Here is a 25,833-nt window from a genome sequence, read left to right as displayed (position 1 = left end):
TTTCATGCCGCAGTTTTTCATTCATCGCCCGGTGTTTGCCTGGGTGATCGCCCTCTTCATCGTGCTGGCGGGGGTCATCGCCATCCCCAAGCTGCCCATCTCCCGCTATCCCTCGGTGGCGCCGGTGTCGGTGACCCTCTATGCCACCTATCCGGGCGCCACGCCGCAGACCCTGAATGATGCGGTGGTGAGCCTGATCGAGCGCGAGCTGTCGGGGGTCAAGAACCTGCTCTACTTCGAGTCATCGGTAGATGCCTCCGGCAGCGCGCAGATCACCGCCACCTTCAAGCCGGGCACCGATCCGGAGCTGGCCCAGATGGACGTGCAAAACCGCATCAAGGCGGTCGAGCCTCGCTTGCCACAGGCGGTGCGGCAAACCGGCCTGCAGGTGGAGTCCGCCTCGTCCGGCTTTCTGATGATGGTCGGCATGACTTCACCGGATGGCCGTTTCGATGAGGTCGCGCTGAACGACTACATGGCGCGCAATATCGTGCAGGAGCTACGCCGCATCGACGGGGTGGGGCGAGTGCAGCTGTTCGGCGCCGAGCAGGCCATGCGCATCTGGGTAGATCCGGGCAAGCTCGCCGCCTACGGGTTGACCATCAGCGAGGTGGCGCAGGCCATCGAGCAGCAGAACGTGCAGATTGCACCGGGGCGCCTCGGCGACGAACCCGCCCTGCCTGGCCAGCGACTGACGGTTCCCCTCACGGTACAGGGGCAGCTGACCACTCCCGAGGCGTTCGCCGCCATCGTGCTGCGGGCCGGTAGTGATGGCGCCAAGCTGGTGCTGGGTGACGTCGCCCGGATCGAGCTGGGGGCGCAATCCTACGCCTTTTCCAACCGCGAGAACGGGGTGGCTGCCACCAGCGCCGCCATCCAGCTCTCCCCCGGCGCCAACGCCGTGCGCACCGCCGATGCGGTACGCACTCGCCTTGCCCAGCTCTCGCCAACCCTGCCGGCGGGCATGGCTTACTCCATCCCGTTCGACTCGGCCCCCTTCGTCAAGGTCTCCATCGACAAGGTGATCCACACCCTGCTGGAAGCCATGGTGCTGGTGTTTCTGGTGATGTTCCTCTTCCTGCAGAACCTGCGCTACACCCTGATCCCGGCCATCGTCGCCCCCATCGCCCTGCTTGGCACCTTCGTGGTGATGCTGCTGGCCGGTTTTTCGATCAACTCCCTGACCATGTTCGGCATGGTGCTGGCCATCGGCATCATCGTCGACGACGCCATCGTGGTGGTGGAGAACGTCGAGCGCCTGATGGCCACCCAGGGGCTATCGCCCCGAGAGGCGACATCGCGGGCCATGAAGGAGATCACCGGGGCGGTGATCGGCATCACTCTGGTGCTCACGGCGGTGTTCATCCCCATGGCGTTCGGCAGCGGCTCCGTGGGGGTCATCTACCAGCAGTTCACCCTGTCGATGGCGGTGTCGATCCTGATTTCCGCCTTCCTCGCCCTGACCCTGACGCCGGCGCTCTGCGCCACCCTGCTGCGTCCGGTCAGCCCGGATCACCATGAGAAGCGCGGCTTCTTCGGCGCCTTCAACCGGGGCGTCGAGCGGCTCACCGCAGGCTACGGCGTTCGGGTCACCCGGCTGGTCGGGCGCAGCGGACGCGTGATGGCTACCTTCGCCGCCCTCTGCGCCGTGCTGGCCATTGCGGCCACCCAGCTGCCCTCCTCCTTTCTGCCGGACGAGGATCAGGGCTACTTCATGACCTCCATCCAGTTACCGACCGGCGCCACCAGCGAGCGCACCCTGGCCGTCATCAAGGAGTTCGAGGCCCATGTAGCCTCTCGCGAGGCGCTCGACACCAACCTGGTGGTGCAAGGCTTCAGCTTCTCCGGCGCCGGCCCCAATGCAGCCATGGCCTTCACCATGCTCAAAGAGTGGGACCAGCGCCATGGTGCCACGGCTGCCGAAGAGGCGGAGCTGGCACAGGCCGCCATGGCCAACAGCAAGGAAGGTACTGTGATGAGCCTGTTGCCGCCCGCCATCGACGAACTGGGCACCTCTTCGGGTTTCACGCTCTTCCTGCAAGACAGGGCCAACCAGGGGGAGGCCGCGCTGCAGGCCGCCCAGGCGCAACTGCTGGCACTGGCGGCCCAAAGCGAGGTGGTGAGCGATGTCTATCCCGACAGCCTGCCCCCCGGCGAGAGCATTCACCTCGAGATCAACCGGCAGAAGGCCGAGGCCATGGGACTCTCGTTCACCAGCGTGAGCGGCACCCTGTCGGCGGCGATGGGGTCGCTCTACATCAACGACTTCCCTAACGGCGGGCACATGCAACAGGTCATCCTGCAGGCCGACGCGTCGGCGCGCATGCAGCTCGATGACGTACTCGGCCTACGGGTGCGCAATGCCAGTGGCGGCATGGTGCCCCTGCGGGAGGTGGTGACGCCGACCTGGCGCCAGTCGCCGCAACAGATGATGCGCTTCGAGGGCTTCCCCGCCGTGCGTCTCTCCGGGAGTGCCGCCCCCGGGGTTTCCAGTGGCGCCGCGATGGCGGAAATGGATCGCCTGGTGGCGCAATTGCCGCCAGGCTTCGCCCTGGCCTGGACGGGACAGTCGCTGCAGGAGCGTCAGTCGGCGGCCGAGGCCCCCCTGCTGATGCTGCTGTCGGCGCTGGTGGTCTTCCTGGTGTTGGCCGCGCTCTACGAGAGCTGGTCCATTCCGCTCTCCGTGATGCTGGTGGTCCCCCTGGGCCTGCTCGGCGCCGTGGCGGCGGTGATGCTGCGCGGCATGCCCAACGACGTCTTCTTCAAGGTGGGCATGATCACCATCATCGGTCTGTCGGCCAAGAACGCCATCCTCATCGTGGAGTTTGCCCGCCAGTTGCACGGCGAAGGGCGCTCGCTACTTGACGCTGCGGTGACCGCCGCACGCCTGCGTCTGCGCCCCATCCTGATGACGTCGCTCGCCTTCACCCTCGGCGTGGTGCCGCTGATGCTTGCCAGCGGTGCCAGCGCGGAGACCCAGCATGCCATCGGCACCGGCGTGTTCGGCGGCATGATCAGCGGCACCCTGCTGGCCATCTTCTTCGTGCCGGTCTTTTTTGTCTTCGTCATCGGTACCCAGGCGCGCATTCAGGCCTGGCGGGCACAGCGAATACTGCACCGATCATGCTGACCACTGCGCGGGTTTGCTGGCCCTGGGGAGGTGATTAGCATGCAATGCATGCCTGGCACCATTTTGCGTTCCTTCGAAGAGGATGAGTGCGCCATGGTGCCGGGCCTGTGGTTCATGGCCGGTGCTGCGGGGACGGCCTTATCGCGGGTAACCTCTCCAGGATTTGTGACCCGCCCTCCGTCGCCGGTGCATCCTTGGTCTTCTCCAAGATGGCGATCTGCTATCTGGCACAGGGGGCTTGCACCATCCCGGGTCGGTGCCGACCCTGCCGGAACCCGGCCTCAGCATCGCTCTGACGACCGACTCCCTTGGCCTCATCGACTGCATGCTGTCTGCCATCACCAGTCAAGGCTGGACACTCCTGGTGCCTGAACCGCTGGAGAGGTCCCGCAAGGTTGATGACAGCCTGAGTCTCATTCAATACACCATGAAATCGAAGTCAATTTAAGTGTTGCTCAGAAATCGACACATCGCAATCACCTCCGATACATTGCAGATCTACTCCGATACTTTCCCTCTGATCGTCAGCCTCAAGAGAAAAATAAAATAAACCATTAAAAACAACACCATGAACTCTTTTTATTTAAAAATAACTCTTTCTTGCACATCCCATCAGCTGGTCATCAGGACACGTTTTCTGTGATTTGAAACACAAACTTTGATCATCACAGGGGATAAGCATTGCATTGGAAATCGATTTCAAGAAAATGAAGCCAGCATGATTTGTCTTGGCATCGATTGCATAGCGTCTGTTTGAGTCTTGACGGTTCATCGCGGTGGATATTTTTCCCATTGATTGGAGTGGTCAGTATGAATGCATCAAAAAAAGGACTTTTGGCGTCGTTGATCGCCGCTGCCCTGCTTGGCGGGTGTGGTGGGGCCGATAATATCGACTCGAATAGTGGCAACACCGGTGGTAATAACGGTGGCGACAACGGTGGCACCACGCCCCCTGGCGACAGCACCCTGATCCTGTTCGGGGTCGGTGCCAATGGGGGTACAACCCCCAGCATCCAGTCAGAGAAGGACAACTGGAGCTTGCAACCGGTCACCGCTTCTCCCGTCGCCATGACCAGCATCAGCGCCGTGCTCATCAACAATGCCGGTACCGATGACACCGCCGATGTGCAGGTAGCCGGTGACGGAGATGGCACCTTCATGCTCAAATCCGCCACCCCTCTGAACCTGAGCAAATACGCCTCCGGTTTCATCGAGTTCCAGTTGCGGACCAAGAGCAAGGTGCCGGAAGTGCTCAATGCCTCCATCGACAACGAGTATCCCAACCGCAGCAGCCTGCCCATTGCCAGCGCCCTGACCGGTTCCGGCGACTGGGAAACGCTCACGCTGCCCATCAACTGCATGAAGCCCTTCCCCGGTGCCACGGCCATCAACCTCGCCACTGTGGGCACACCGTTCCACCTGGCCACCAAAGAAGCCTTCAACTACGAAATCACCAACATCAAGTACCTGCTCACCACCTCGGCCAAGCCCGTTGTCGACCCGGTCACCTGTGAAGCGCCTGGCGGCGCTACCGAACCGGGCACAGACCCGGGAACCGATCCCGGTACCGATCCTGGCACCGATCCAGGTACCAATCCGGACACAGGCTCCGGCGTCAACAATGCCCCCGCGCTGGTGGCCACCGATGCCGCACTCTACTACTCCGGTGACAAGAGCCAGGCCCAGGACCGCAGCGCCGATTACCCGGCAGCCAGCTTCGGCGGCACCCTGACCGATGAAAACCAGGTCATCACCATGGACCTGCCAGGCAATGGCGCCGCCTTCCTCGGGACCGACAGCGCCAATGGGGATCTCTCCGCCTATCAGGACGGCGCCATGCTGCTCGACCTGAAAGTCTCCAGCTACGGTGACTCCCCCAACATCCAGATCCGCATGGACGGTACCGCAGGCCCGGACTTTGGCACCTTCTTCACCATGGACAGCAACATCGTGCCCGATGACGACACCTGGTACCGCTGCATCCTGCCGGTCGCCTCTCTCATTCCGGCGGCCAACACAGGCTCGGTGCAAAAGGCGCTCTACCTGAGCGGGGCCTGGGACTCCATGGCCGGTCTGCGCTTCGCCTTCACCAACGTGGCCCTGAAAACAGCCATCCCGGCAGACTTTGACAGCAATCAGCCCTGCCAGCAGATCAAGTGACAAGGCATTGAATCTTCGAGAAATCGATTGAAAATAATTTTCTACGGATTGGAGCAATAAGATGAAATTGAAGTCACTCGCCTTGTTTGTCGGGGCATGTTGCGGGCTGGCAGTGCCCGCAGTATCGAATGCCGCCGAGAGTTTTGGCTTCCACGGTTATATTCGTGCCGGCTCGATGTTTGACGCCAAGGACAACTTCGCCAAGGCGGGGTACGAATATGAGATGGACAAGACCATGGGGCGCCTGGGCTCCGAGCTGGACAACAGCTGGGAAGCGGGCCTGAACAAGTTGTGGGATCTGGGCAGCAACAAGTCGGTCAACATCCACTTCAAGGTGGAGTCCGATGCCGACGGCCTGCAAACCCGTGCCGCGCCTCGCGAAAGCGGTGTGTCAGAAACCTATGTGGAGCTGGGTGGCATCACCCCGACCGGGACCATGTGGGGCGGCCTGCGCTATTACGACCGCGAGAACTACATCTGGACCACCGACTATTTCTACACGGACTACTCGGGAACCGGCGTCGGCATCAAAGCCATGGAGATGGCGGGTGGCAAGTGGGACTTTGCCTATATCAACAGCAACGACACCAGCCACTCCGACCGCGCCAATGGCACTGAAGCCACCATGCACACCCTCCACACCAGCGCCCTCTACGGTGCCTGGGACATGGAGATCGCACTCAAGCAGATGCCCAGCAACGAGTTCACCGGCGACAACAAGCAATATGCGACCAAGGGGGCAGAAGGAACCGTCATCTATTCCCGCGACGACTTCTTCTTCATGCCGGGCGGCTTCTCCAAGTTCATCGCCCAGGCAGGACGTGGGCTGGGTTCAGGGGACTTGCTGGGTGCCAACCTGACCAATACCGCCATGTATCGCAAGGGCTCCCTGTATCAGAAGACACTGCAGGACAAGGCGGATGGCTATAAACCCTACCAGTCCAAGGTGATGGAAGGCGATCAATCCTACCGCCTCTTCCTCTGGGGTGGCTGGTATGGCGCCAATATTCATCTGCTGCCGACCCTCTCCTACCAGTACAACGATTACGAGCTGGGTGGCCATGACTCCTGGTATGCCGCATCTCTGCGCCCGGTATTCCCGATCAATGAGTTCTTCTCCATCCAGACGGAAGTCGGATATGTGAAAAACAACCTGATCATCGACAACGTCGAACGGGGTGGCACCTCTCACAAGGTCAGCATAGTGCCGACCTTCACCGTCAATACCGGCATGGGGCCCTCACCGGAGATCCGCATTCTGACGACCTATGTCGATCACAACAACGAGACCCCCTGGCAGGAAGACCGGGAAGATTTCCTGGTCGGTGTACAGGCGGACATGTGGTGGTAGGTTAGGTCGCGATACTTATCTGCACTATAATCTCGGGTCCCTTGGGGGGCCCGCATTGCATACGAGGAAACACGATGAAGGGAACGAAGCAGTGTCTGCCTTTCCTGGTCAGTCTGCTGATGGCCGGATGCGCCGGCATGGGCCCGGAGCATTCGCCAGGATCGGCAGTCTCCGCCCTGCAGCAACAGGTTGAGCAAGGTCGGGAACAATTGTCGAACAAGGTGGCGGTCGAGTCGTTCAAGGAACTTCGCTTCCAGTCCCTCGGGCAGGAGAGCCGCTGGGTCGATGTGAGCACCGACAGCCAGGTCTATGCATTTGATTCAGGCAAAAGCTATGTAATGGCCTTCTCGCTGCCCGAAGTCAGCCAGGCAACTCGCGTCAAAATAACCATTCCGGTCGACTATACCGTCTTCCTGCCCAGCATCCTGTTGCTGGACGAGCAATACAACGCCGTTCAAACCATTCCCGGTTCCACATTCAGTTATGACGGTCGTTCGTTAATTTCAGGGCAGAACATTCAGGGGGAATTCACCATTCCGGCCCCCATCGGCAGCGCTCGGGCCGCCTATATGGTGATCTATTCCACGGCGAAGGACATGCAGGGCAGTACCCGGCTCAACCCGGACGATCTCCAGCGCGCCATGCAATATGATCGCACCACGGATGTCGCCCGCCTCATCAATGTGGAAGTGCCTCACTCTGCTACCGGACGCCTATATTTGACGCTGGACGCAGAGCCTGCTGAGAATGCGACGCAGATCGCAAAAACCATATCACCCGTAATGGTCTCACCAGATAAATCGTTGGGTGAACTGGATTATTATCAGCATATTCGCACTGCCGTTCAGAGCAAAAACTATGAGCAGGCGCTCGCCTGGGTCAAAGCCGCCGAGCAAGCCGGTTTTACCAAGGCAAAAGAGGTCTTTTTTGCCGCCCAACAGTAGCATTCCCTCCCCTGGCAAGGCGCATCATCGCTTGTCACCACCAGGGGAAACGGGTATCCTAACTTGCTGATTTATTAAGAAGATATTCATATAACACTGGCCATGACCAGGGGTTTTCACAGTCGAGTACGGAGGGGGGATGTCGAAGTCAGCTCAGGAGAAAAAAGCCACTGTCTATGATATCGCCCGCCGAGCCGGTGTCTCGGCAAGCACTGTATCCCGGATATTGAACGGCTCGGCCAAAGTGGCCGCAGATAAACGTCAGGCGGTGGAAGATGCCATTCAGGAATTGAATTTTCGTCCCAACCTGATGGCGCAATATTTGAAAACGGGTCAGTCCATGACCCTGGGTGTTTTGACCCAACATGTGGAGAGTCCATTTTCCAACGAAATGTTGCGGGGTGTTGAACACACTCTTCAGGGCATGGAGTATGTGCCGCTGATTGTCAGCGGTCACTGGAATGCGGAAGAAGAAGTTGAGCGGTTGCGCCTGCTGGTGGCCCGGCGGGTTGATGGCCTTATTATTTTGACCGGCCACGTCAATCAGCAAACACTGCTCGAGTTTTCCCAGCAAATACCGATTGTGGCCACAGGTCACAATATCATGACCGAGCGGGTACACTCCTTCAGCATCAATAACCGGCTGGGTGGCTACATGGCGACTCGCTATTTATTGGATCTGGGTCATCGTGACATCGCCCATATCGTCGGTTTACCGGATCATAACGATGCCATCGAGCGTCATCATGGCTATCGCCAGGCCCTGGTGAGCGCAGGTATCGAATATGACCCCTCCCTGGTCATCCAGGGGGATTTCGCCGAAGTCGGCGGGCTCAATGCCGTCAAGAAGCTGGTGGAGAGCGGCCGGAAATTCTCCGCCATCTTCTGCGCCAACGATCAGACCTGTTACGGTGCCATTCTGGGGCTCAAGCAGTGCGGCTTGCGGGTGCCTGAGGATGTCTCTCTCATCGGTTTTGACGACCTGCCCTTCTCTACTTATTCCAACCCGCCATTGACCACGGTACGTCAGCCCATCTACGAGATGGGTGTCAAGATGGTCAAGACTCTGTTGGGTTTGATCGAGAACACGGAGCTGAACTCGGACGAACTGCCCGAGTTGAGCATTGTGGTGCGTGATACCACACTGCCCTACAAGGGGTGAACACAGACCGGGGCGGTTCCCTGCGCAGCATCAGATCCCAGCACAGCATCAGCGCAAAGCGGCCTTCGGGCCGTTTTTCTTTTGTCAGCCGCCTGCCCAGCGAATGACTTGCCCCTGCAGTGTCCTCCACCTTGACTCTCTGACATAGCACAGAGACTGCACACAACTAGGCGTCCCTCTTCTGCCGGCCCTCAATTCGGCCTGGCCCGATGACACCAGCCAAAGCCTGGCAATCACAACCCGATGACCCCGGTCGACCTGAATGAAACAAGGCGCCTGAAGGCGCCTTGGGGAGTGTGCAGATCCCTGCGGGAGCGTGGCCACCGTCAAGGCGCTGCGAAGGGGGATTCCGTCCCGGTGGCCGCGCTGGTTGCCAGCGTGGGGAGAGGCTCGTCCGCTTCACACAGACTGGCTCTTCTCGTGGCCGCCTTCTGGGGGGGATACCAGCTTGCCAACCCCTGCTGGATGCGCGCGGCGGCGGCTTCCGGCGTCATGGTGCCGAGCACCACGGATTGCGATACCTCCGCAAGCTCTGTGGTAAGCGATGGCTCACCCCGGGTGAGGAACTGCGCCCCCAGACGCAAGGTGGAATCGCAGGTATCCCGCCAGCCCATCATGGTGCTCGCCACCGGATCCTTGAGCTCGAAGAAGTGGTTAGAGAGGGAGAAAAAACCGGGCACCGAATTGGAGAAACGCTCGGCAAAGTCGGCGCTTGCCATCCACTCCACCAGTTTCAGGGCGGCCTCCTTGTTCGGGCTGGCGGCATTGATGCCGATCCCCATGTCGGTGTGATCGGTGAAATAGCAGGTGTCCCCCTCCCGCGCGACGGGGGGCGGGAAGGCACCAAAATTGACCTTGCCGGTGAACTGGGCCAGCGACCAGGAGCCCGCCACTATCATGGCGGCCTTGCCCGCAGCAAAGGCATCCACCGCCTGTGCTTCGGTGGCATCGGCAGGATGGTCCCCTATGTAGGGCCGCCAGCTCGCCAGCTCACGAAACGCCGCCACATAAGAGGCATCGGTCACTCGCGCCTGACCGTTGATCAGCGCCAGGCGGCCATCTTCCCCATGCCAGTAATTGGGACCGATGTTCTGATAACCAAGCTCGGAGACCACCCAGCTGTCGTGAGCCGCCAGTGCCAGCGGCATATAGCGGCCATCCTGCTTCACCTTCTCCAGCACGGCGAAGAAGTCGGCACGGGTTCGCGGCGGTGTCAGCCCAAGGGCGTTGAAGATATCGACATTGAAGTAGAAACCCTGGATCACGGAGGCAATGGGCAGGCAGAAGGTCTGGGCCCCGGAGTCGGTCTGCCAGGCGGCCTTGGCAAAGCTCGGGAAGTTCTCCATCCCGGGCAGGTCCGTCAGATCCAGCAGATGCCCCTGCTGGAACAGCCGCAGGGACTGATCATAAGGACGGCAAGTGATGAGATCCCCTGCCTTCCCCGCCGCCAGCCGCTCGGCAAGCTCCCGATCGTAATCCGCCGAGCGCTGCGAATGCAGCTTAAGGGTGATCTCGGGATGGATCGCCTGAAAACGGGGCAGAAACTGCTCCTTCCAGAGCGCCTCGTCATCCACGCGCCAGGTTTCCAGCACCAGCTCCTGGGATACCGCCGCCGTACTCAGCCCCCAGACCAGCAGGGCACTCACAGATTTCCACATCGCCTCTCTCCTACACCTTGAAACGGGCCACCAGACTCTGCTGCTGGCTGGCCAGCCCCGACAACACCTCACCACTGCTCGCCGATACCCGGGACGCCTGCTCGGTCTCGTGAGCCACGTCTGCGATGGCCGCCACGTGCTGGGCCACTCCCTGACTCACCGAAATCTGCTCCACTGCGGCATAAGCCATGTGATCCGCAATCTCCTTGATGGCCTCCATGCGCGAGGCGATCCCCGCCAGGGCACTCTCGACATCCCGGGTCTGCTGCACACTCTGCTGGGTCTGCTCATGGCTCTGGGCCATCACGCTCGCCACATCGCGGGCGCATCCCTGCAGGTTGTCGATCATCACCTGGATCTCCTGGGTCGCCCCTTGTGAACGGGTAGCCAGCGCCCGCACCTCCTCGGCCACCACCGCAAAGCCCCGCCCGGCCTCCCCGGCACGGGCCGCTTCGATGGCCGCATTGAGGGCAAGCAGGTTGGTCTGTTCAGCCATGCCACGGATCACCTCGAGAATGTTGCCAATGTTGCTGCTGTAGCCTTCGAGCTTGCGGGTGATCGCCATGGCCCCGGCGATGTCGGTCGCCAGTTGTTCGATGCCATCCCGATTGGCCTGCATCAGATGACGTCCGAGCCGGCTCTCGTCATTGGCCTCCCCCACCTCCCGACGAACATGATCGCTCGAGCGCGCCACTTCGGTCGCACTGGTCTCCAGCTCGAAGATGGCGGCCGCCACCTGATCGGTCTGAGCCTTCTGCGCCTGCACCTGCGACATCACCTGCTCGCCGATCTCCGCGGTCTTGCGCGTCTCGCTCACCAGGTACTCAGAGCCGGTCTGGACCTCCATCAGAAGCGTCTTGGTGTGGTGGGCTAGCTGGTCGATGGAGTTCGCAACCTCACCAAGCTCATTCCTGGCGGGGTAGCGAACCCGCAGCGTCATGTCCCCTTGTGCCATCAGACCGAGAACCCGATTGATCCGCACCAGCGGCACCTGGATGCTGCGGGCCGTACTCCAGGCAACAATGAGGGCGATGAGCACGGAACACAGGGCCACCATCACGATCCAGGTGCGGGCGCTGTCAACCGCGACGTCGGCACTCAGCCTGTCCTCCTGCATGCTCTGGTTGCTGATGGCGATAAGCCTGTCCAGGACCTCCCCCAGTTGCTGGCTCTGCGCCTCCTGCTGTTCACGCAAGCCATGGAGTTGCTGGCTGATTTGCTGACGGCGCACCAGGGTGGCAATCAGCCCCTTGTCGCCAAATACCAGTTGGGGAATGCGCGCCACATGGCGGGTGAACCTGGCCTTGACGTCATCGGGGACAACAATCCGCTCCAGACGCTGGTTCGCAATGTCGATGTCTTTGGCCAGCACCCCCTGTAGCGCCACCAGATCCGTGTTGCCGTCGGCACGCAGGATCAGCTTGAGATCCCGTGCAATACCGCTGGTGATGAGCTCCGCCTTGTTCTGCAAAGAGCGCCGCCCCGCCGTGTAACGCACCAGCAGGTCAGCCGCCGAACGGTAGTTGTCGTCCAGGTGCAGCAGCTCGCTCCGCATCCGTGAGAGCACCCGCTCCAGCTCGACCGACTCTTCGTGCAGGCTCATCAACTGCTCAGAGAGGGTAAACAGCCGGGGGGCCTGGTCGGTGACCCGGGCGAGTTGCCGCTCACTCTCGGTATCGAGTGTCAGGGCCGCGAATGCCTTGATGTGCTGCTCATAGCGGACCTTGTCATGGGCAACACGCTGACGGGACTCGGGAAACGCCGACGTCTCCCGGATGGCGAGATGCGCCAGGCTGTCCCTGTCAGCCATCAGCAGCGCGGCGCGCAGCCGGCTGGCGGTCAGGGCCTGAGGCGTCGCCTCCTCGGTCACCTGCTGGAAACGACCGTGAATGGAGGTCGTCTTCAGGTAACTGATGGCCCCGAGCAATAGCAACAGGACCAGCAGCAGCGTAAAGCCCAATCTGATCCGCTGTACGATCGACATCCTTCTCTCCCACCTCTCCCTCCGCATCGGGGCGGAGCCGGTTATCAAGGCACCAGGAGCCCGACAGGCATCCTGGTGCATCTGGCTGACGGCTTATCGACTCAACCTGCCCTGGCAATCGAGCCTGACCACTTCCCCTGAGGCCCCCAGCAGAGAAGCCGGTACCCAGCGTACGGTCGCCATGTCGATACGCGCCTGTCCACTGGTGCCCAGGATGAAGGGGGTATTGACCTTCGCGAAGTCCATGCCCTCTTCGAGGCAGCGCAGGGGCAGACTCAGGGTCACCCACTTCTGCGGGGGCAACTGGCGCAAGGCCGGAGCAATCTCGATAGACTTGCCGCAGGGCCAGCCACACTGCAGCCCCAGCGTCATGTCCCCCGCTGGCGCCTGCTGCACCCGCAGCGTCACCTGCAGCTCGCTCTCTCCCTTCAGGTAGGTGCGACGGTCCGCCCCCTTGACCTGGGTGGTCTGCAACTGGATCGTGGCTCCGGAGTCGACACCCGGCTTGTCCGCCCCGAGGAAGGTGACCGCTCGCGCATCCTGCTGGCGCAGGTAGTCGATGGGCTGAACCTTGATGAAGGTCATCTCGGTCACGCTGTTGCCGGAGACTTCAGTCCCCGTCCAGTTGCTGGCATCCCCCATGCGCAGACGGTGTTCTTCACCCGCCTTTGGCCCGAACAGCTCGAGCACCTTGTCAGCGGCGCTCAGTTTGGCGGGGTCGCTCTCGTTGCAGCCGAAGGTACGATTATCCAGGGTCAGGGTATTGAGGTTGCTGACCCGGGCCGCCACAGGGGAAGGCTTGCCGTAGCTGAGCCCGTAGCCATAGGGGAAGAGCGGTGCGTACTCACCCGCTGGATCCTGCTCGAAGGCTGGACGCTGCCAGCCCGGGATATGGGTGGGCGTGCGATTGATGGTGGTGGCGCACTTGCCAAAGGGCCACGAGAAGGAGAGGCGTCCCTGGAAGTCATGGGCCACCTTGCCCTTGGCATCCCTGAACAGCAGATCGGTGATCCCCTCCCCCTCGGTGCCCGGCAGCCAGGCGGCGACAAAGGCGGAAGAGAGATTGATCTCCTCATTGACGTAGAGCGGACGTCCGGAGAAAAGCACGGTCACCACGGGGATGCCGGCCGCCTTCAGCCGCTTGAGGGTCAACAGATCCTCGTGATAGCTGCTCTTGAGATCCCCATAGGCAAGGGTCTTGTTGTCAGGAATGTCGCCGAACCACTCGGCATAGGGATCCTCCCCCATGACCAGGATGGCGACATCGGGCTTGGCTCCCGCAAACTCACCGGATCCCGTGCTCACCTGCACATGATCCGCACCAACGGTGGCGGTCACCGCATCCAGCACGCTCTGGGCACCGGGGAAATCACCGCGCCCGTTTTCGCTGCCTTGCCAGGTCAGGCTCCAGCCCCCCACCTGCTTGCCCAGATCATTGGCGGCGCTCCCAGCCACCAGCACCCGGCTCTGCCGGCTCAGGGGCAGGATCCTGCCCTCGTTCTTGAGCAGCACCAGCGACTTGCGTACCGCCTCCCGGGCCAGCGCCTTGTGCGTCACGGCACTAAGTTCACCCTGCTTGCCCGCCAGCTCACGGGCCGACGGCATGGGTTTCTCCCACAGCCCGGCCCGCATCTTGACCCGCAGGATACGCGTCACGGCATCGTCGATCCGGCTTATCGGGATCTGCCGGCTCGCCACGCCATCGAGCAGGCTCTGGCGAAACTCCATCCAGTCCTTGCGCGCCGTGACCATGAAGATGTCGACCCCGGCCAGCACCGCAGGCAGGCAGCTCCCCATGGTGCAACCGGCGATCTCGCTGTGACCGTTCCAATCAGAGACGACAAGACCATCAAAGCCCATCTTGCCCTTGAGCACGTCGGTCAGCAGATAGCGGCTGCCGTGCAGCTTGCCGTTGTACTCCACCCCGTCTTCTGACAGCACGTCGCGGTTGAGCTCGTTGTGCCAGCTGTTGAACGAAGCCATGACCACCTGGGCACCGGCATCCAGCCCCGAGAAGTAGCCCACCGCGTGCAGGTTGCGCAGGTCCTCTTCCGAATAGAAGTTCTGACCCCGGTCGACCCCGTTCAGGGTACCGCCGTCCCCCACGAAGTGTTTCACGTTCGAGATGACATGGCGCTGGCCGCGCAGATCCGTCGCGGAACCTTGCAGGCCACGCACCATCTCGCCGGCATAGTGATAGACGATGGCGGGATCTTCGGAATAGCCCTCATAGGTCCGGCCCCAGCGATCATCCCTCGGCACCGCCACCGTCGGGGCGAAGGTCCAATCCAGCCCCGTGGCGGCCACTTCCCGCGCCGTCATCTGGCCGATACGGTAGATGAGATCCGGATCCCGCGCCGCCCCCAGGCCGATATTGTGCGGGAACAGGGTCGCCGCGAAGACATTGTTGTGGCCGTGCACCGCATCGGTCGCCCACATGAAGGGGATGCGATACCCCCTGCCCTCAAAGCCCGCTTCCGCCGCCTGCCAATAGGTGTCGGCCTGGTGTGCCCAGTCCTGGGCCGACGCGTGTTTGTTGTTGCCGGGCCAGCCACCTCCCCCGTTGAGGACGGAGCCAATCTTGTAGCGCGTCACCTCCTCAGGTGTCACTTCACGAAAGTCGGGCTGGATCATCTGGCCAACCTTCTCCTCCAGGGTCATCCGGGAGAGCAGAGCCTGGATCTGGCGCTCCATCCCCTCGTCCCTGGCAATGGCGCTGTGGATCTGCGGCCAGGTGGAAAAATAGGGCATGGTCGACAACTCATCCGCCATCCCGGCACTCCAGATGCCGCACCCCACGAATAGGCAGGTCATAGACCTGGTGAGACCTGTAGTTTTACGCATTTTCCTTATGACTCTCCGGATGTTCTCGTTCATCGCCTGGACTCATCGTTCATGGCGAGCCGTCTTGAAAAACAGTCAAATTTGAAATCGATTGCAATAATATTAAATGGTAAACAGAAATCTCTTCGTCATTCCAGCAGTATCTTTGTCATGCCATGACAAAGATCCCGCTGAAAGAGAAAATAGTGATGCAACTCACAAACTCGGGGGCGTGTCTCATCAGCAGAATACCCAGGAAGGAACAAAGAGAACAGGTAGACTCATGGCAGGAAGGCCAATAAAATAAAATCAAAACAATAAGTTAAATGCAATCCATCACATTGATTTGCCGCATGAGCTGTCTGGAACGACACCGATATGGCCAAACGGCTCGGGAGTCAGAGGAATGTTGAAAGGATTCAATGGAATTCAATTCAAGTGCATGAATATATCAATAAACGAAAATTTGCCGTCTCCATCACATTTCATAAAAGCAAACTTGATCTGCCAAAAAATTTACTGTTACCTGAGTCGTGAAATCGATTTCTACTCAAGGATTGTGTGTGAATCTTGACAGTGAAATGCGGGCCGCAGGATGACTCGGTCATTTTCTGCGTGAGTGCGAAAATCGACGCCATTATTTCCGTCTGTGATCAAAGGGGTAACAATGAAAACATCTCGGCTTAGTGCCCTGACGCTTGCCATGTCTTGCGTCATTGGCTTGCATGGCTGCTCACTGCCCAGCGCAGGGGCATCTGGTTCAGCTACCTCCTCGGCATCTGCCGGACCTGTGGGTGAATTGCTGACCAATGGGGGCTTCCAGGGAACCGATGGATGGTGGACGGCCGGGGGTACCCTGAACGCCGAGAACCAGATGGGCTGTATCACCTTCACCGAGCCGGGCTCCAATCCCTGGGATGTCATCCTGGGTCAGTCCAATCTCGGCCTGGTGCAGGGGCAAACCTACAAACTCCATTTCACTGCCATGGCCAAGAGCGACATCAACGTCAAGGCCCTGATCCAGCATGATGGCGCCCCCTACACCAACTACATGGTGCAGGACCTCGCCCTCGGCAGCACGCCCAAACCGTTCGATATCCAGTTCACACCTTCTGCCACTGACGAGAAGACCCAGTTCCAACTTCAGATGGGCACCCAGACACCGACCACTGTCTGTATCGGTGAAGCCACGCTATCGGGCCCCTCCTTGATCAAGAAATCGGAGCTGGGCGGCGTGCGCGTCAACCAGGTCGGCTATCTGAGCAAGGCTCTGAAACGGGCGACCATCGCCACCGACAGCAAGGACGCGCTCCCCTGGACCTTGCGCAATGCCCAGGGTGAGACCATCGCGGAAGGCAAGACCACGCCCTTTGGCCTGAATGCCGCATCCGGCGAGAACGTACAGATTGCCGACTTCAGTCAGGTCACCACCCCGGGCACCGGCCTGGTACTGGAGGTCGCCGGCCAGAAGAGTCATCCGTTCAGCATCGGCGATGACATCTATCACACCATGAAATTCGATGCCCTCTCCTTCTTCTATCAGCAGCGTAGCGGCATCGACATCGAAGCCAAATATGTCCAGCGCCCCGACCTTGCTCGCCCGGCAGGACACAAGCCCGAGAACGTAACCTGCTTCAACAAGCAGGACGCCAAGGGCAACCAGTGGCCTGGCTGTGACTTCACGCTGGATGTGACCGGCGGCTGGTACGACGCCGGCGATCAGGGCAAGTACGTGGTCAACGGGGGGATCTCGGTATGGACCTTGATGAACCTTTATGAACGGGAGCAGCTGGCGAAAGAGGGTGACAAGAGCGCCTTTGCCGACGGCAAGGTCAAGATCCCGGAACAGCACAACGGCTACAACGATCTGCTGGACGAGTCCCGCTGGATGATGGAGTTCTTCCTCGCCATGCAGGTGCCCGAAGGCAAGAAGGCCTGGGTGCCGGTAGGCGATCAGTCCAAGCAGCTCGACAGCCTGAAACTGACCGAGATCGATGCCTCCGGCATGGTCTTCCACAAGGTCGCCGACGAAGCCTGGACCGGGATGCCGCTCCCGCCCCACAAGGATCCACAACCCCGTTTCCTGAGCCACCCCAGCACGGCTGCGACTCTGAACCTGGCGGCCACCGCCGCCCAGTCCGCTCGCGTATGGAAGGATCTGGATCCGGCCTTCGCACAGCGCAGCCTGCAGGCAGCGGAACGAGCCTGGAAGGCGGCCAACCGCCATCCGGACGTCTATGCCTATGACAACTTTGTGGGATCCGGTCCCTATGATGACACCAACCTGAAGGACGAATTCTACTGGGCTGCCGCCGAGCTGTTTGCCACCACCGGCAAAGCCGAGTACAAGCAGGCCGTCCAGCAGTCCCCTCTCTATCTGGCTGCCCCCAAGGGGGATCGCAGCGCAAGTGGTGATCTCTACTGGCAGGATCTCAGCAGCGCAGGGACCATCACGCTGGCCATGGTGCCTAACAAACTGGGCAAACAGGAAGTGGAGAAGGCGCGCGCCGCTATCATCGCCGCAGCTGACGGCTACCAGAAGAGCGTGGCGACGGAGGGTTACCTTATCCCCTATCAGGCGACCGAATACCCCTGGGGCTCCAACTCCAACCTGATGAACCGCAGCATCTTCCTCGGGTTGGCCCATGACTTCACGGGAGAGCGCAAATACCTGCAGGCCATGTCCGATGCCATGGACTATGTGCTCGGCCGCAACCCCCTCGACCAGTCCTATGTGTCGGGCTACGGCAGCCGTCCGCTGAAGAATCCGCACCACAGGTTCTGGGCTCACCCCATCGACCCCGCGTCTCCCCTGGTTCCGCCAGGTGTACTCTCGGGCGGGCCGAACTCCATCAACTTCAGCGATCCCGTTGCCTCCACCCTCAAGGGCAAGTGTACCGGCCAGACCTGCTGGAAAGATGAGATTGGTGCCTGGACGCTGAACGAGGTCACCGTCAACTGGAATGCCCCCTTCTTCTGGACGGTCAGCGTACTGGATGAAGGTGGATTGACCCGCTGATCACCCTTCCAATGCTCCGTCCCCGTGACGGAGCATTGTTTTACTCCCCTGCCATTCTTGCCCAGGACAGCTCCCGCACCGGTCGCCACCCTCAGCTTTACGTTTTCCTTTTCCCTTTTCCCTTTTCCCTTTTCCATCATCATTCAGAGGCTGACGGCAGCAGAACCCTCTCTTATCGATCATTTCATCTGACCGCACCTTCGCAACCCTGTCATTTACATGTCCGTCTCTTGGCCACCTTATTTGCGCATCCACTTGATCCCTCATTTGCCATCAGATCTGCTGACGCCAACTGGGCATCACCCGCCCCCCGCCTCTTCTACAGTGCCCCGCGCGCGAAGAAGGCGGGAAAGCAGGATACCCGGCTCCTGAATCGGGTCTCGTGACCCTCAGCGAGAACCACAAGGAAACCCCAGGCTGAGCCCGCCATCTGAGCAAGACACTGTACAGAGCCCCTTAGCCGCCACCATGACGCCCTGCCACCAGAGGGTGAAGGAGCACGGCGATGGGCTCGGTTATCCAGGATTGCTGGCATGGGCGCCGGATCGGCACCATGCCGAAAGCGCCCCCTGCATCATGCAGGGGTGCAGGAGTGCAGGAGTGCAGGAGTGCAGGAGTGCAGGAGTGCAGGAGTGCAGGAGCAGCATGAAAACCACGACAGACTTGAAATCGATATTTCAAAATGCCAAGTCGAATAAACATGGCGTAAACCACATCACAAAAATAACACCAAAATACTGATAAATAACGATATTTTATTTTGGTTATCTTATATGGAATATCCACCAAGTGATCGCGATCACAATTACAAAACCCGATTTGTGAAATCGATTTCCCACATTGTTGCATCGATCTATAGTGAGCCCAGCTTAATAACTGAGGAATGATCATGAAAAAAATCATGTTGTGCTGCTCTGCCGGGATGTCCACCAGCCTGCTGGTGAAAAAAATGCTGGTAGAAGCCGAAAAACGGGGCCTGGCTGCCGAGATCAAGGCTTTTGGCGCATCGGAGTTCGATGACCAGATGCCCCATTACCAGGTGGTCTTGCTGGGACCGCAGATCAAGTACATGCAACCGGAGTTGCAAGCCAAGGCGGCGGCTCACGGCATCAAGGTACAACCTATCGACATGATGGATTACGGCATGCAGCGCGGCGACAAGGTGCTGGACTACGCCCTGTCCCTGATTGGTTAAGCGTGCTCACAAGGAAGGACACACACTATGAGTTCACTCTATGGGATGCTGGTCAAGTTGATCGAACAACGGATCGGCCCATTGGCAGGAAAACTGGGCCAGCAACGCTATGTTCTGGCAATCCGTGACGGTTTTATTGCCGCGCTGCCGTTCATGATCGTCGGCAGCTTCATGCTGGTCTTCATTTTCCCACCCATCTCCAGCGAAACCACCTGGGGCTTTGCCAGAGCCTGGCTGGACTTCTCCAACACCTATCGTGCCGAACTCATGTTGCCCTTCAACATGAGCATGGGGCTGATGACGGTCTTCATCTCGGTGGGCGTCGCATCCAGCCTGGCCAAGCAGTACTCCCTGGACCCCATCATCACGGGCCTGCTGTCGCTGATGTCGTTCATGCTGGTGGCGGCGCAATATAAAGACGGCACCATTTCCACCCAGTATTTCTCCGGTCAGGGTATCTTTACCGCTCTTATTTGCGCCATCTATTCGACCGAGGTCTATGCCTGGCTCAAGCGCAACAACATCACCATCCGTCTGCCCGAGCAGGTGCCGATGGGGGTGGCGCGCTCCTTCGAGGTGCTGATCCCGGTCCTGGCGATTATCCTGACCCTGCACCCCTTCAACATGCTGCTGCAGGAAACCACAGGCATGATCCTGCCCGAGGCGATCATGTCCATGCTCAAACCGCTGGTAGCGGCTTCCGACAGCCTGCCTGCCGTCTTGCTGGCGGTGCTGTTGTGCCAGATCCTCTGGTTTGCTGGCATCCATGGCTCCATGATCGTCACCGGTATCATGAACCCCTTCTGGATGGCAAACCTGGCCAGCAACCAGGCAGCCATGGCCGCCGGCCAAGCTATTCCCCACACCTTCCTGCCCGGTTTCTGGGAGCATTTCCTCTTTATCGGCGGCGTGGGCTCCACCTTGCCACTGGCATTCCTGCTGATGCGCAGCCGCGCCGTGCACCTGCGCACCATAGGGCGAATGGGTGTTGTCCCCGGGTTCTTTAACATCAACGAGCCGATCCTGTTTGGTGCTCCCATCATCATGAACCCGGTCTTCTTCCTGCCATTCATCTTTGTACCTGTGATCAACGCCATCCTGGCCTGGTTCGCGGTGGATCTGGGTCTGGTTGAGAGGGTCGTGATGCTGACCGCATGGACCACGCCGGCCCCCATCGGCGCCTCTTGGGCGACCAACTGGGCCTTCAGTCCGGTCATCATGTGCTTCATCTGCATGGGGATCTCCGCCCTGATGTATTACCCCTTCGTGCGGGCTTACGAACGCACCCTGCTCAAGCAGGAAGCCGAGACGGCTGAAGCGGAAGAAGCGGCCAGATCAGAAAAAGCAGACACAATCACACCGATTCAGAGTCAGGCGTAAGCGCCAGGCGTGCGGGCGCCACGCCGCCTGCACGCCGGTCATCAAGAGGAAACTGCAATGCAATATACATTCCCCGAAGGCTTCTGGTGGGGTAGCGCCTCGTCGGCCGCACAATCGGAAGGGGCTGCCAATGTGGGCGGCAAGGCACCAACCATCTGGGATCACTGGTTCGAGACGGAGCCACACCGTTTCCATGGTCAGGTTGGCCCGGCCAACACCTCCACCTTCTACGATCGTTATCGTGAAGACATCGCATTGATGGAACAGATTGGCCACAACAGCTTCCGCACATCCATCTCCTGGGCCCGGTTGCTGCCGGATGGCCACACCGTCAACCAGGAGGCCGTCGACTTCTACAACAAGGTTATCGATGAGCTGCTGGCCAAGGGGATCAAACCCTTCATCGGCCTGTTCCACTTCGACATGCCGATGTACTGGCAGGAGCAGGGGGGCTGGGAGAGCCGCGAAACCGTGGCGGCTTATGCCGAGTACGCAGCGCTCTGCTTCAAACTGTTCGGTGATCGCGTCGCCTGCTGGATGACCTTCAATGAACCCGTTGTAGTAGTGGAAGGAGGGTATCTGTATGACTTCCATTACCCGAACCAGATGGACTTCAAACGGGCAGCCCAGGTGGCCTATCACATGATGCTGGCCCACAGTCTGGCGGTGAAGCGTTATCGCACACTCTCCCTGCCCGGCCAGATCGGCATCGTCCTGAACCTGACCCCCTCCTATCCGCGCTCTTCAAACCCGGCAGACTTGAAGGCCTCGTTCATTGCCGACCTGTTCTTCAACCGCGCCTTCCTCGATCCTGCGGTGAAGGGGGTTTATCCCCAGGAGCTGATCGATATCCTGCGCGAGCACGATCAGATGCCCGTGGTGCAAAGCGGCGACTGCGAACTGCTGGCCGCCGGCAAGATCGATCTGCTCGGCATCAACTACTACCAGCCGCGGCGAGTGAAGGCACGCATGACGGCCATCAACCCGGACTCCCCTTTCCTGCCTGACTGGTTCTTCGAGAATTACGAGATGCCAGGCCGCAAAATGAACCCTTATCGCGGCTGGGAAATATATGAGCGCGGTATTTATGACATATTGATCAACCTGCGCGACAACTATGGAAATATCCCAAGCTATATCTCCGAAAATGGTATGGGTGTCGAAGGGGAGCACAGATTCATTGGTGAAGATGGTCAGGTAAAAGACGATTATCGTATCGACTTCATTCGCGGCCACCTCCAGTGGATTCATACCGCCATTGCTGAAGGAAGTCATTGCCGTGGTTATCACCTGTGGACCTTTATTGACAACTGGTCCTGGATGAATGCCTACAAGAACCGTTATGGATTCATCAGCCTTGATTTGGAAAGCCAGCAGCGCACCGTCAAGAAAAGTGGTGAATGGTTCGCCAACGTCTCTCGTAATAATGGATTTTAAGGAGTCATAAATGATGGATCTTGAAGAAGCAGTCATGGGCATCATCGTCAATGCCGGCCAATCTCGCAGTCTCTGTTTCGAAGCCCTGCGTCAGGCTCGTGCTGGCCAGTTCAGCGAAGCGGATGCCTTGCTGCTCCAGGCCACCGACGCGGGGAAGGCTGCCCATGCCGTACAAACCAAACTGATTGAAGCCGATGAGGGCGAAGGCAAGACCAAGATGACACTGGTCATGGTACATGCCCAGGATCACCTGATGACCTCCATTCTGTGCCGCGAACTGGCCACCGAACTGGTCGAGATCTATCGCCGCCAAGCCAGCTGATTTTAACTCATCGGATCGGGAGTCCGTGCTTTTGCCACCGTTATATACGGTGGCTTTTTTTATTCTGGTTATACCAGCCAGCCGTCATGTCTTTCATACCTTTTTCAGGCAATCTCAAAAGTATGAAACTGTCATGACGCGATACCAGTATAAGTTTCAATATCTGTTTATGGCTATTCTGATGCTGCTTGTAGTCATCAATAAAACACTCATTAATAAACACACAGGAATGTGGATAATATGCGTAAACTTGGACTGATGTCAGTATTGCTGATGGCGGGAGGATTATATTCCACTCAGGCATCGGCATGGTGGTGGAGCAATCAGGATTGGCAGGTCTCTGATGGTTGGCGCAATGGCGGGTCAGAATTCGACTGCACCTGGCGCGCCGCCAACATCTGGATGGAGTCCGGCACGGCCATCCTCCATGCGAAATCCGACAAAGGGAACAAGAGCTGTGCTGAGCTGCGAACCTACAACTACACCCGCAAGGGTCGTTATGAGGTGCAGATGCAGGCAGGATCGGTGCCCGGCACCATCAGCTCCTTCTTTACCTATACCGGAGATGCAGGCACCAGCTCTCACTATGAAGTCGACATCGAGCTGATGGGGGGCACCAACCTGCTCCATACCAACGTCTGGATCCAGGGGCGTCAGTATCCCCAGGACATCGACCTGGGCAAGTACGGTATCTCCATCTGGAACATGGAGCGCTACGCCTTCAACATCGACGAGGCGGGAGTCACCTGGCAGGTCTTCAGCCGCACCCAGAACAAATGGGTGAGCGTGCGCCGCGAGAGCCGCCCCGTCACCAGCTGGATGCAGACGTTTGTGAATAACTGGATCAGCGCCAACCCGAGCTTCCCGCCCAGTTCCTACAACGGCCAGCCCGTCTACGCCAAATACAAGTACGCCAATGTGACGCCCTGGGAGTGATCGCGATGGTCAACTAAATCCGGGCACACGGCGGCATACCCAAAACCGAAGACACAAAAAAGCCCAACTGAATAAATCAGTTGGGCTATATAGATGGCGGAGGAGGTGGGATTTGAACCCACGGATGGTCGCCCATCGCCGGTTTTCAAGACCGGTGCATTCAGCCGCTCTGCCACCCCTCCGCAGCAGTGCGACGCATATTACCCATGCCCCCAGCCCTTGTAAATCCCCACTCCGTTTGTTTGCCCATTTATTGGGCTATCTGGCGCACAAAACCGGCAAAACCGCTGCAAACCGTGCTTTTTCAAGCGGATGGCTTGACTTGAAAACAGACTCACCCACTATAGGGGCCACTACCACATCCCCAGCAAGATGGACTTATGAGAATCAAACATGCCCTGTTCGCCGCCCTGACCGGCGCGACCCTGCTTGCGGCGCCCGTGCAGGCGAGCGAGCTGACCAAGAGCGATGTCGAGCAGATCGTGCGCGACTATCTGGTCAAGAATCCGGAGATCCTGGTCGAGATGTCCAACGCCCTGCGTGCCAAGCAGGAGAGCCAGCAGGCCGAGAACGACAAGACGCTGATAGAAGCCCATGCCAAGCAGCTCTTCGCCAACCAGGATCCCGAGAGCGGCAATCCCAAGGGCAGCCTGACGGTGGTGGAGTTCTTCGACTACAACTGCGGCTACTGCAAGCGCGCTCATCCCCTCATTCAGCAACTGCTCTCTGAGGACAAGGAGATCCGCTACATCTACAAGCAGTTCCCCATCCTGAGCGAAACTTCCTACTACGCCGCCCGCGCGGCGCTGGCGGTGAAGCTCGGCCAGCCCGACAAATACCAGGCCTTCCACGACAAGCTGTACGCCCATCAGGGACCCCTCTCCGACGAAGCCCAGGTGAAAGACGTCGCCAGGGCCGCCGGCGTGGACTGGAGCAAGGTCGAGGCGAAGATCAAGGACGGCAGCATCGATCAGAATCTGGGTACCAACCGGGCGCTGGCCGAAGCCATGGCCATTTCCGGTACCCCGGCCTTTATCATCGGCGATCAGATCCTGCGCGGCGCACCGCGGGATCTGGCCAGCCTCAAGGCTATCATCAAGGATGTCCGCGCCGGCAAGAGCATTCAGTAACCGCGCGTTGTTCATGAAAAAACGCCCCGGCATGCCGGGGCGTTTTGCTATTCAGGCTGCAAACCATCAGGCCTGATGGGCCGTCGCAAGACGCTGTCAGCAAGGCGAAGAGCAGCGCTGGGACCCGAGTCTATATGAATAAATGAGGCTCCCGAGCAACGCATGACCCGTGATCACGGCTTCGCAGCAGGGCCATAACCGTTCGGATTCTGGCTTTGCCAGCGCCAGGTATCGATCATCATCTGCTCCAGACCCCGCTCAGCCTGCCAGCCCAGCTCGTCACGGGCCAGAGCCGGTTCAGCCCAGCACTCGGCAATATCGCCGGGGCGACGGGGCTTGATCTGGTAGGGAATGGCACGGCCACTGGCTGCCTCGAACGCCTTGACCATCTCCAGCACGGAATAGCCCTGACCGGTGCCGAGGTTATAGGTGAAGACGCCGGTATCACTCTTGATGCGGGCCAACGCTTTGAGGTGACCGATGGCGAGATCCACCACGTGGATATAGTCGCGCACCCCGGTGCCGTCCGGGGTCGGATAGTCGTTGCCAAAGACCCCCAGCTCCTTGAGCTTGCCCACGCCGACCTGACTGATGTAAGGCAGCAGGTTGTTGGGGATGCCGTTGGGATCTTCACCGATGAGGCCGCTCTCGTGAGCCCCCACCGGGTTGAAGTAGCGCAGCAGCACGATGGCCCAGCGAGGATCGGATTTGGAGAGGTCACGCAGGATCTCTTCAACCATCAGCTTGGAGCGGCCATAGGGGTTGGTGGCGCTGGTGGGGAAATCTTCCCGCAGGGGTACCGAGGCCGGATCCCCATAGACGGTGGCCGAGGAGCTGAACACCAGCCGGAACACGCCGGCCCTGGCCATCTCTTCGCACAGCACCAGGGTGCCGGTCACGTTGTTCTGATAGTAGGTGAGCGGGATCTGGCCGGATTCCCCCACAGCCTTGAGGCCGGCGAAGTGGATCACCGACTCAATCTTGTGGGTGGCGAACAGCCGCTGCAGGCAGCCCCTGTCCAGGATGTCCCCCTCGACGAAGGTGACGGCCTTGCCGGTGATCCGCTCGACCCGCTTGAGCGATTCGGGGGAAGCGTTGGAGAGGTTGTCCAGTACTACGACCTGCTGCCCGGTACCAAGCAGCTCGACCAGGGTGTGGGAACCGATGTAACCGGCTCCCCCCGTCACCAGAATTGTCATTTT

At 59.6% G+C, this 25,833-nt stretch carries 17 protein-coding genes and 1 tRNA gene; 12 read left to right on the top strand and 6 right to left on the bottom strand.

What is annotated here, in order from left to right:
• Window positions 1–4: 4 nt before the first annotated feature.
• From AB5Y89_RS08595 to AB5Y89_RS08575, 5 genes are all read left to right on the top strand, one after another.
• The gene (locus tag AB5Y89_RS08595) at window positions 5–3,130 is read left to right on the top strand and encodes a multidrug efflux RND transporter permease subunit (RefSeq protein ID WP_368223524.1); all 3,126 of its coding nucleotides are present in this window, start codon (window positions 5–7) and stop codon (window positions 3,128–3,130) included.
• An 810-nt stretch (window positions 3,131–3,940) separates the two neighbouring features.
• Window positions 3,941–5,290 (top strand): putative glycoside hydrolase, encoded by a 1,350-nt coding sequence (locus AB5Y89_RS08590; RefSeq protein WP_368223521.1) that lies wholly within the window; start codon window positions 3,941–3,943, stop codon window positions 5,288–5,290.
• A gap of 61 nt (window positions 5,291–5,351) precedes the next feature.
• Window positions 5,352–6,641: a carbohydrate porin gene (locus tag AB5Y89_RS08585; RefSeq protein ID WP_039041336.1), complete on the top strand. Its 1,290-nt coding sequence runs from the start codon at window positions 5,352–5,354 to the stop codon at window positions 6,639–6,641.
• A gap of 74 nt (window positions 6,642–6,715) precedes the next feature.
• Window positions 6,716–7,585 (top strand): MalM family protein, encoded by an 870-nt coding sequence (locus tag AB5Y89_RS08580; RefSeq protein WP_216944549.1) that lies wholly within the window; start codon window positions 6,716–6,718, stop codon window positions 7,583–7,585.
• A 139-nt stretch (window positions 7,586–7,724) separates the two neighbouring features.
• On the top strand, window positions 7,725–8,747 hold the full coding sequence (locus tag AB5Y89_RS08575; protein ID WP_041201452.1) for a LacI family DNA-binding transcriptional regulator: 1,023 nt from the start codon (window positions 7,725–7,727) through the stop codon (window positions 8,745–8,747).
• A 326-nt stretch (window positions 8,748–9,073) separates the two neighbouring features.
• On the opposite strand, the gene AB5Y89_RS08570 is transcribed toward AB5Y89_RS08575, so the two are convergent.
• From AB5Y89_RS08570 to AB5Y89_RS08560, 3 genes are all read right to left on the bottom strand, one after another.
• Entirely contained in the window at window positions 9,074–10,405 is a 1,332-nt protein-coding gene (locus tag AB5Y89_RS08570; RefSeq protein WP_368223517.1) for an ABC transporter substrate-binding protein, read from the bottom strand.
• A gap of 10 nt (window positions 10,406–10,415) precedes the next feature.
• Window positions 10,416–12,389: a methyl-accepting chemotaxis protein gene (locus AB5Y89_RS08565; protein WP_368223514.1), complete on the bottom strand. Its 1,974-nt coding sequence runs from the start codon at window positions 12,387–12,389 to the stop codon at window positions 10,416–10,418.
• A 93-nt stretch (window positions 12,390–12,482) separates the two neighbouring features.
• Complete coding sequence (locus AB5Y89_RS08560) at window positions 12,483–15,161, bottom strand: glycoside hydrolase family 3 N-terminal domain-containing protein (protein ID WP_368223512.1); 2,679 nt, start codon at window positions 15,159–15,161, stop codon at window positions 12,483–12,485.
• A 718-nt stretch (window positions 15,162–15,879) separates the two neighbouring features.
• Between AB5Y89_RS08560 and AB5Y89_RS08555 the strand changes: the two genes are divergently transcribed.
• Window positions 15,880–18,231, top strand: coding sequence for a glycoside hydrolase family 9 protein (locus AB5Y89_RS08555; protein ID WP_368223509.1), 2,352 nt, complete (start codon window positions 15,880–15,882; stop codon window positions 18,229–18,231).
• Between the two features lie 456 nt (window positions 18,232–18,687).
• Here the strand turns inward: AB5Y89_RS08555 and AB5Y89_RS08550 are convergent, their stop codons facing one another.
• Entirely contained in the window at window positions 18,688–19,122 is a 435-nt protein-coding gene (locus tag AB5Y89_RS08550) for a hypothetical protein (RefSeq protein ID WP_368223506.1), read from the bottom strand.
• Here AB5Y89_RS08550 and AB5Y89_RS08545 point away from each other — a divergent pair.
• The 5 genes from AB5Y89_RS08545 to AB5Y89_RS08525 all read left to right on the top strand — a co-directional run bounded on the left by AB5Y89_RS08545 (window position 19,121) and on the right by AB5Y89_RS08525 (window position 23,501).
• Window positions 19,121–19,426 carry a PTS sugar transporter subunit IIB gene (locus AB5Y89_RS08545; RefSeq protein WP_010673339.1) on the top strand — a complete coding sequence of 102 codons (306 nt, stop codon included), beginning with the start codon at window positions 19,121–19,123 and terminating at the stop codon, window positions 19,424–19,426. The genes AB5Y89_RS08550 and AB5Y89_RS08545 overlap by 2 nt on opposite strands.
• A 27-nt stretch (window positions 19,427–19,453) precedes the next feature.
• Window positions 19,454–20,806 (top strand): PTS sugar transporter subunit IIC, encoded by a 1,353-nt coding sequence (locus AB5Y89_RS08540; RefSeq protein ID WP_039041343.1) that lies wholly within the window; start codon window positions 19,454–19,456, stop codon window positions 20,804–20,806.
• A gap of 57 nt (window positions 20,807–20,863) precedes the next feature.
• On the top strand, window positions 20,864–22,243 hold the full coding sequence (locus tag AB5Y89_RS08535; RefSeq protein WP_102948832.1) for a glycoside hydrolase family 1 protein: 1,380 nt from the start codon (window positions 20,864–20,866) through the stop codon (window positions 22,241–22,243).
• A 10-nt stretch (window positions 22,244–22,253) separates the two neighbouring features.
• Window positions 22,254–22,565, top strand: coding sequence for a PTS lactose/cellobiose transporter subunit IIA (locus AB5Y89_RS08530; protein WP_010673336.1), 312 nt, complete (start codon window positions 22,254–22,256; stop codon window positions 22,563–22,565).
• 240 nt (window positions 22,566–22,805) lie between these two features.
• Complete coding sequence (locus tag AB5Y89_RS08525) at window positions 22,806–23,501, top strand: family 16 glycosylhydrolase (protein WP_368223503.1); 696 nt, start codon at window positions 22,806–22,808, stop codon at window positions 23,499–23,501.
• Window positions 23,502–23,595: 94 nt separating this feature from the next.
• On the opposite strand, the gene AB5Y89_RS08520 is transcribed toward AB5Y89_RS08525, so the two are convergent.
• Window positions 23,596–23,683, bottom strand: a tRNA-Ser gene (locus AB5Y89_RS08520).
• Between the two features lie 198 nt (window positions 23,684–23,881).
• On the opposite strand from AB5Y89_RS08520, the gene AB5Y89_RS08515 reads away from it, so the two are divergent.
• Window positions 23,882–24,631 carry a DsbA family protein gene (locus tag AB5Y89_RS08515; RefSeq protein ID WP_039041345.1) on the top strand — a complete coding sequence of 250 codons (750 nt, stop codon included), beginning with the start codon at window positions 23,882–23,884 and terminating at the stop codon, window positions 24,629–24,631.
• Window positions 24,632–24,804: 173 nt separating this feature from the next.
• Here AB5Y89_RS08515 and galE read toward each other — a convergent pair whose 3' ends face one another.
• Window positions 24,805–25,830 carry a UDP-glucose 4-epimerase GalE gene (galE, locus tag AB5Y89_RS08510; protein ID WP_368223500.1) on the bottom strand — a complete coding sequence of 342 codons (1,026 nt, stop codon included), beginning with the start codon at window positions 25,828–25,830 and terminating at the stop codon, window positions 24,805–24,807.
• Window positions 25,831–25,833: the final 3 nt, after the last annotated feature.

Origin of the sequence: Aeromonas sp. s4 (assembly GCF_040907855.1) — a bacterium.
Taxonomy (GTDB): Bacteria; Pseudomonadota; Gammaproteobacteria; order Enterobacterales; family Aeromonadaceae; genus Aeromonas; species Aeromonas caviae.
Note: the sequence above shows the minus strand (reverse complement) of the source record. Positions and strands in the feature narration are given on the sequence as shown.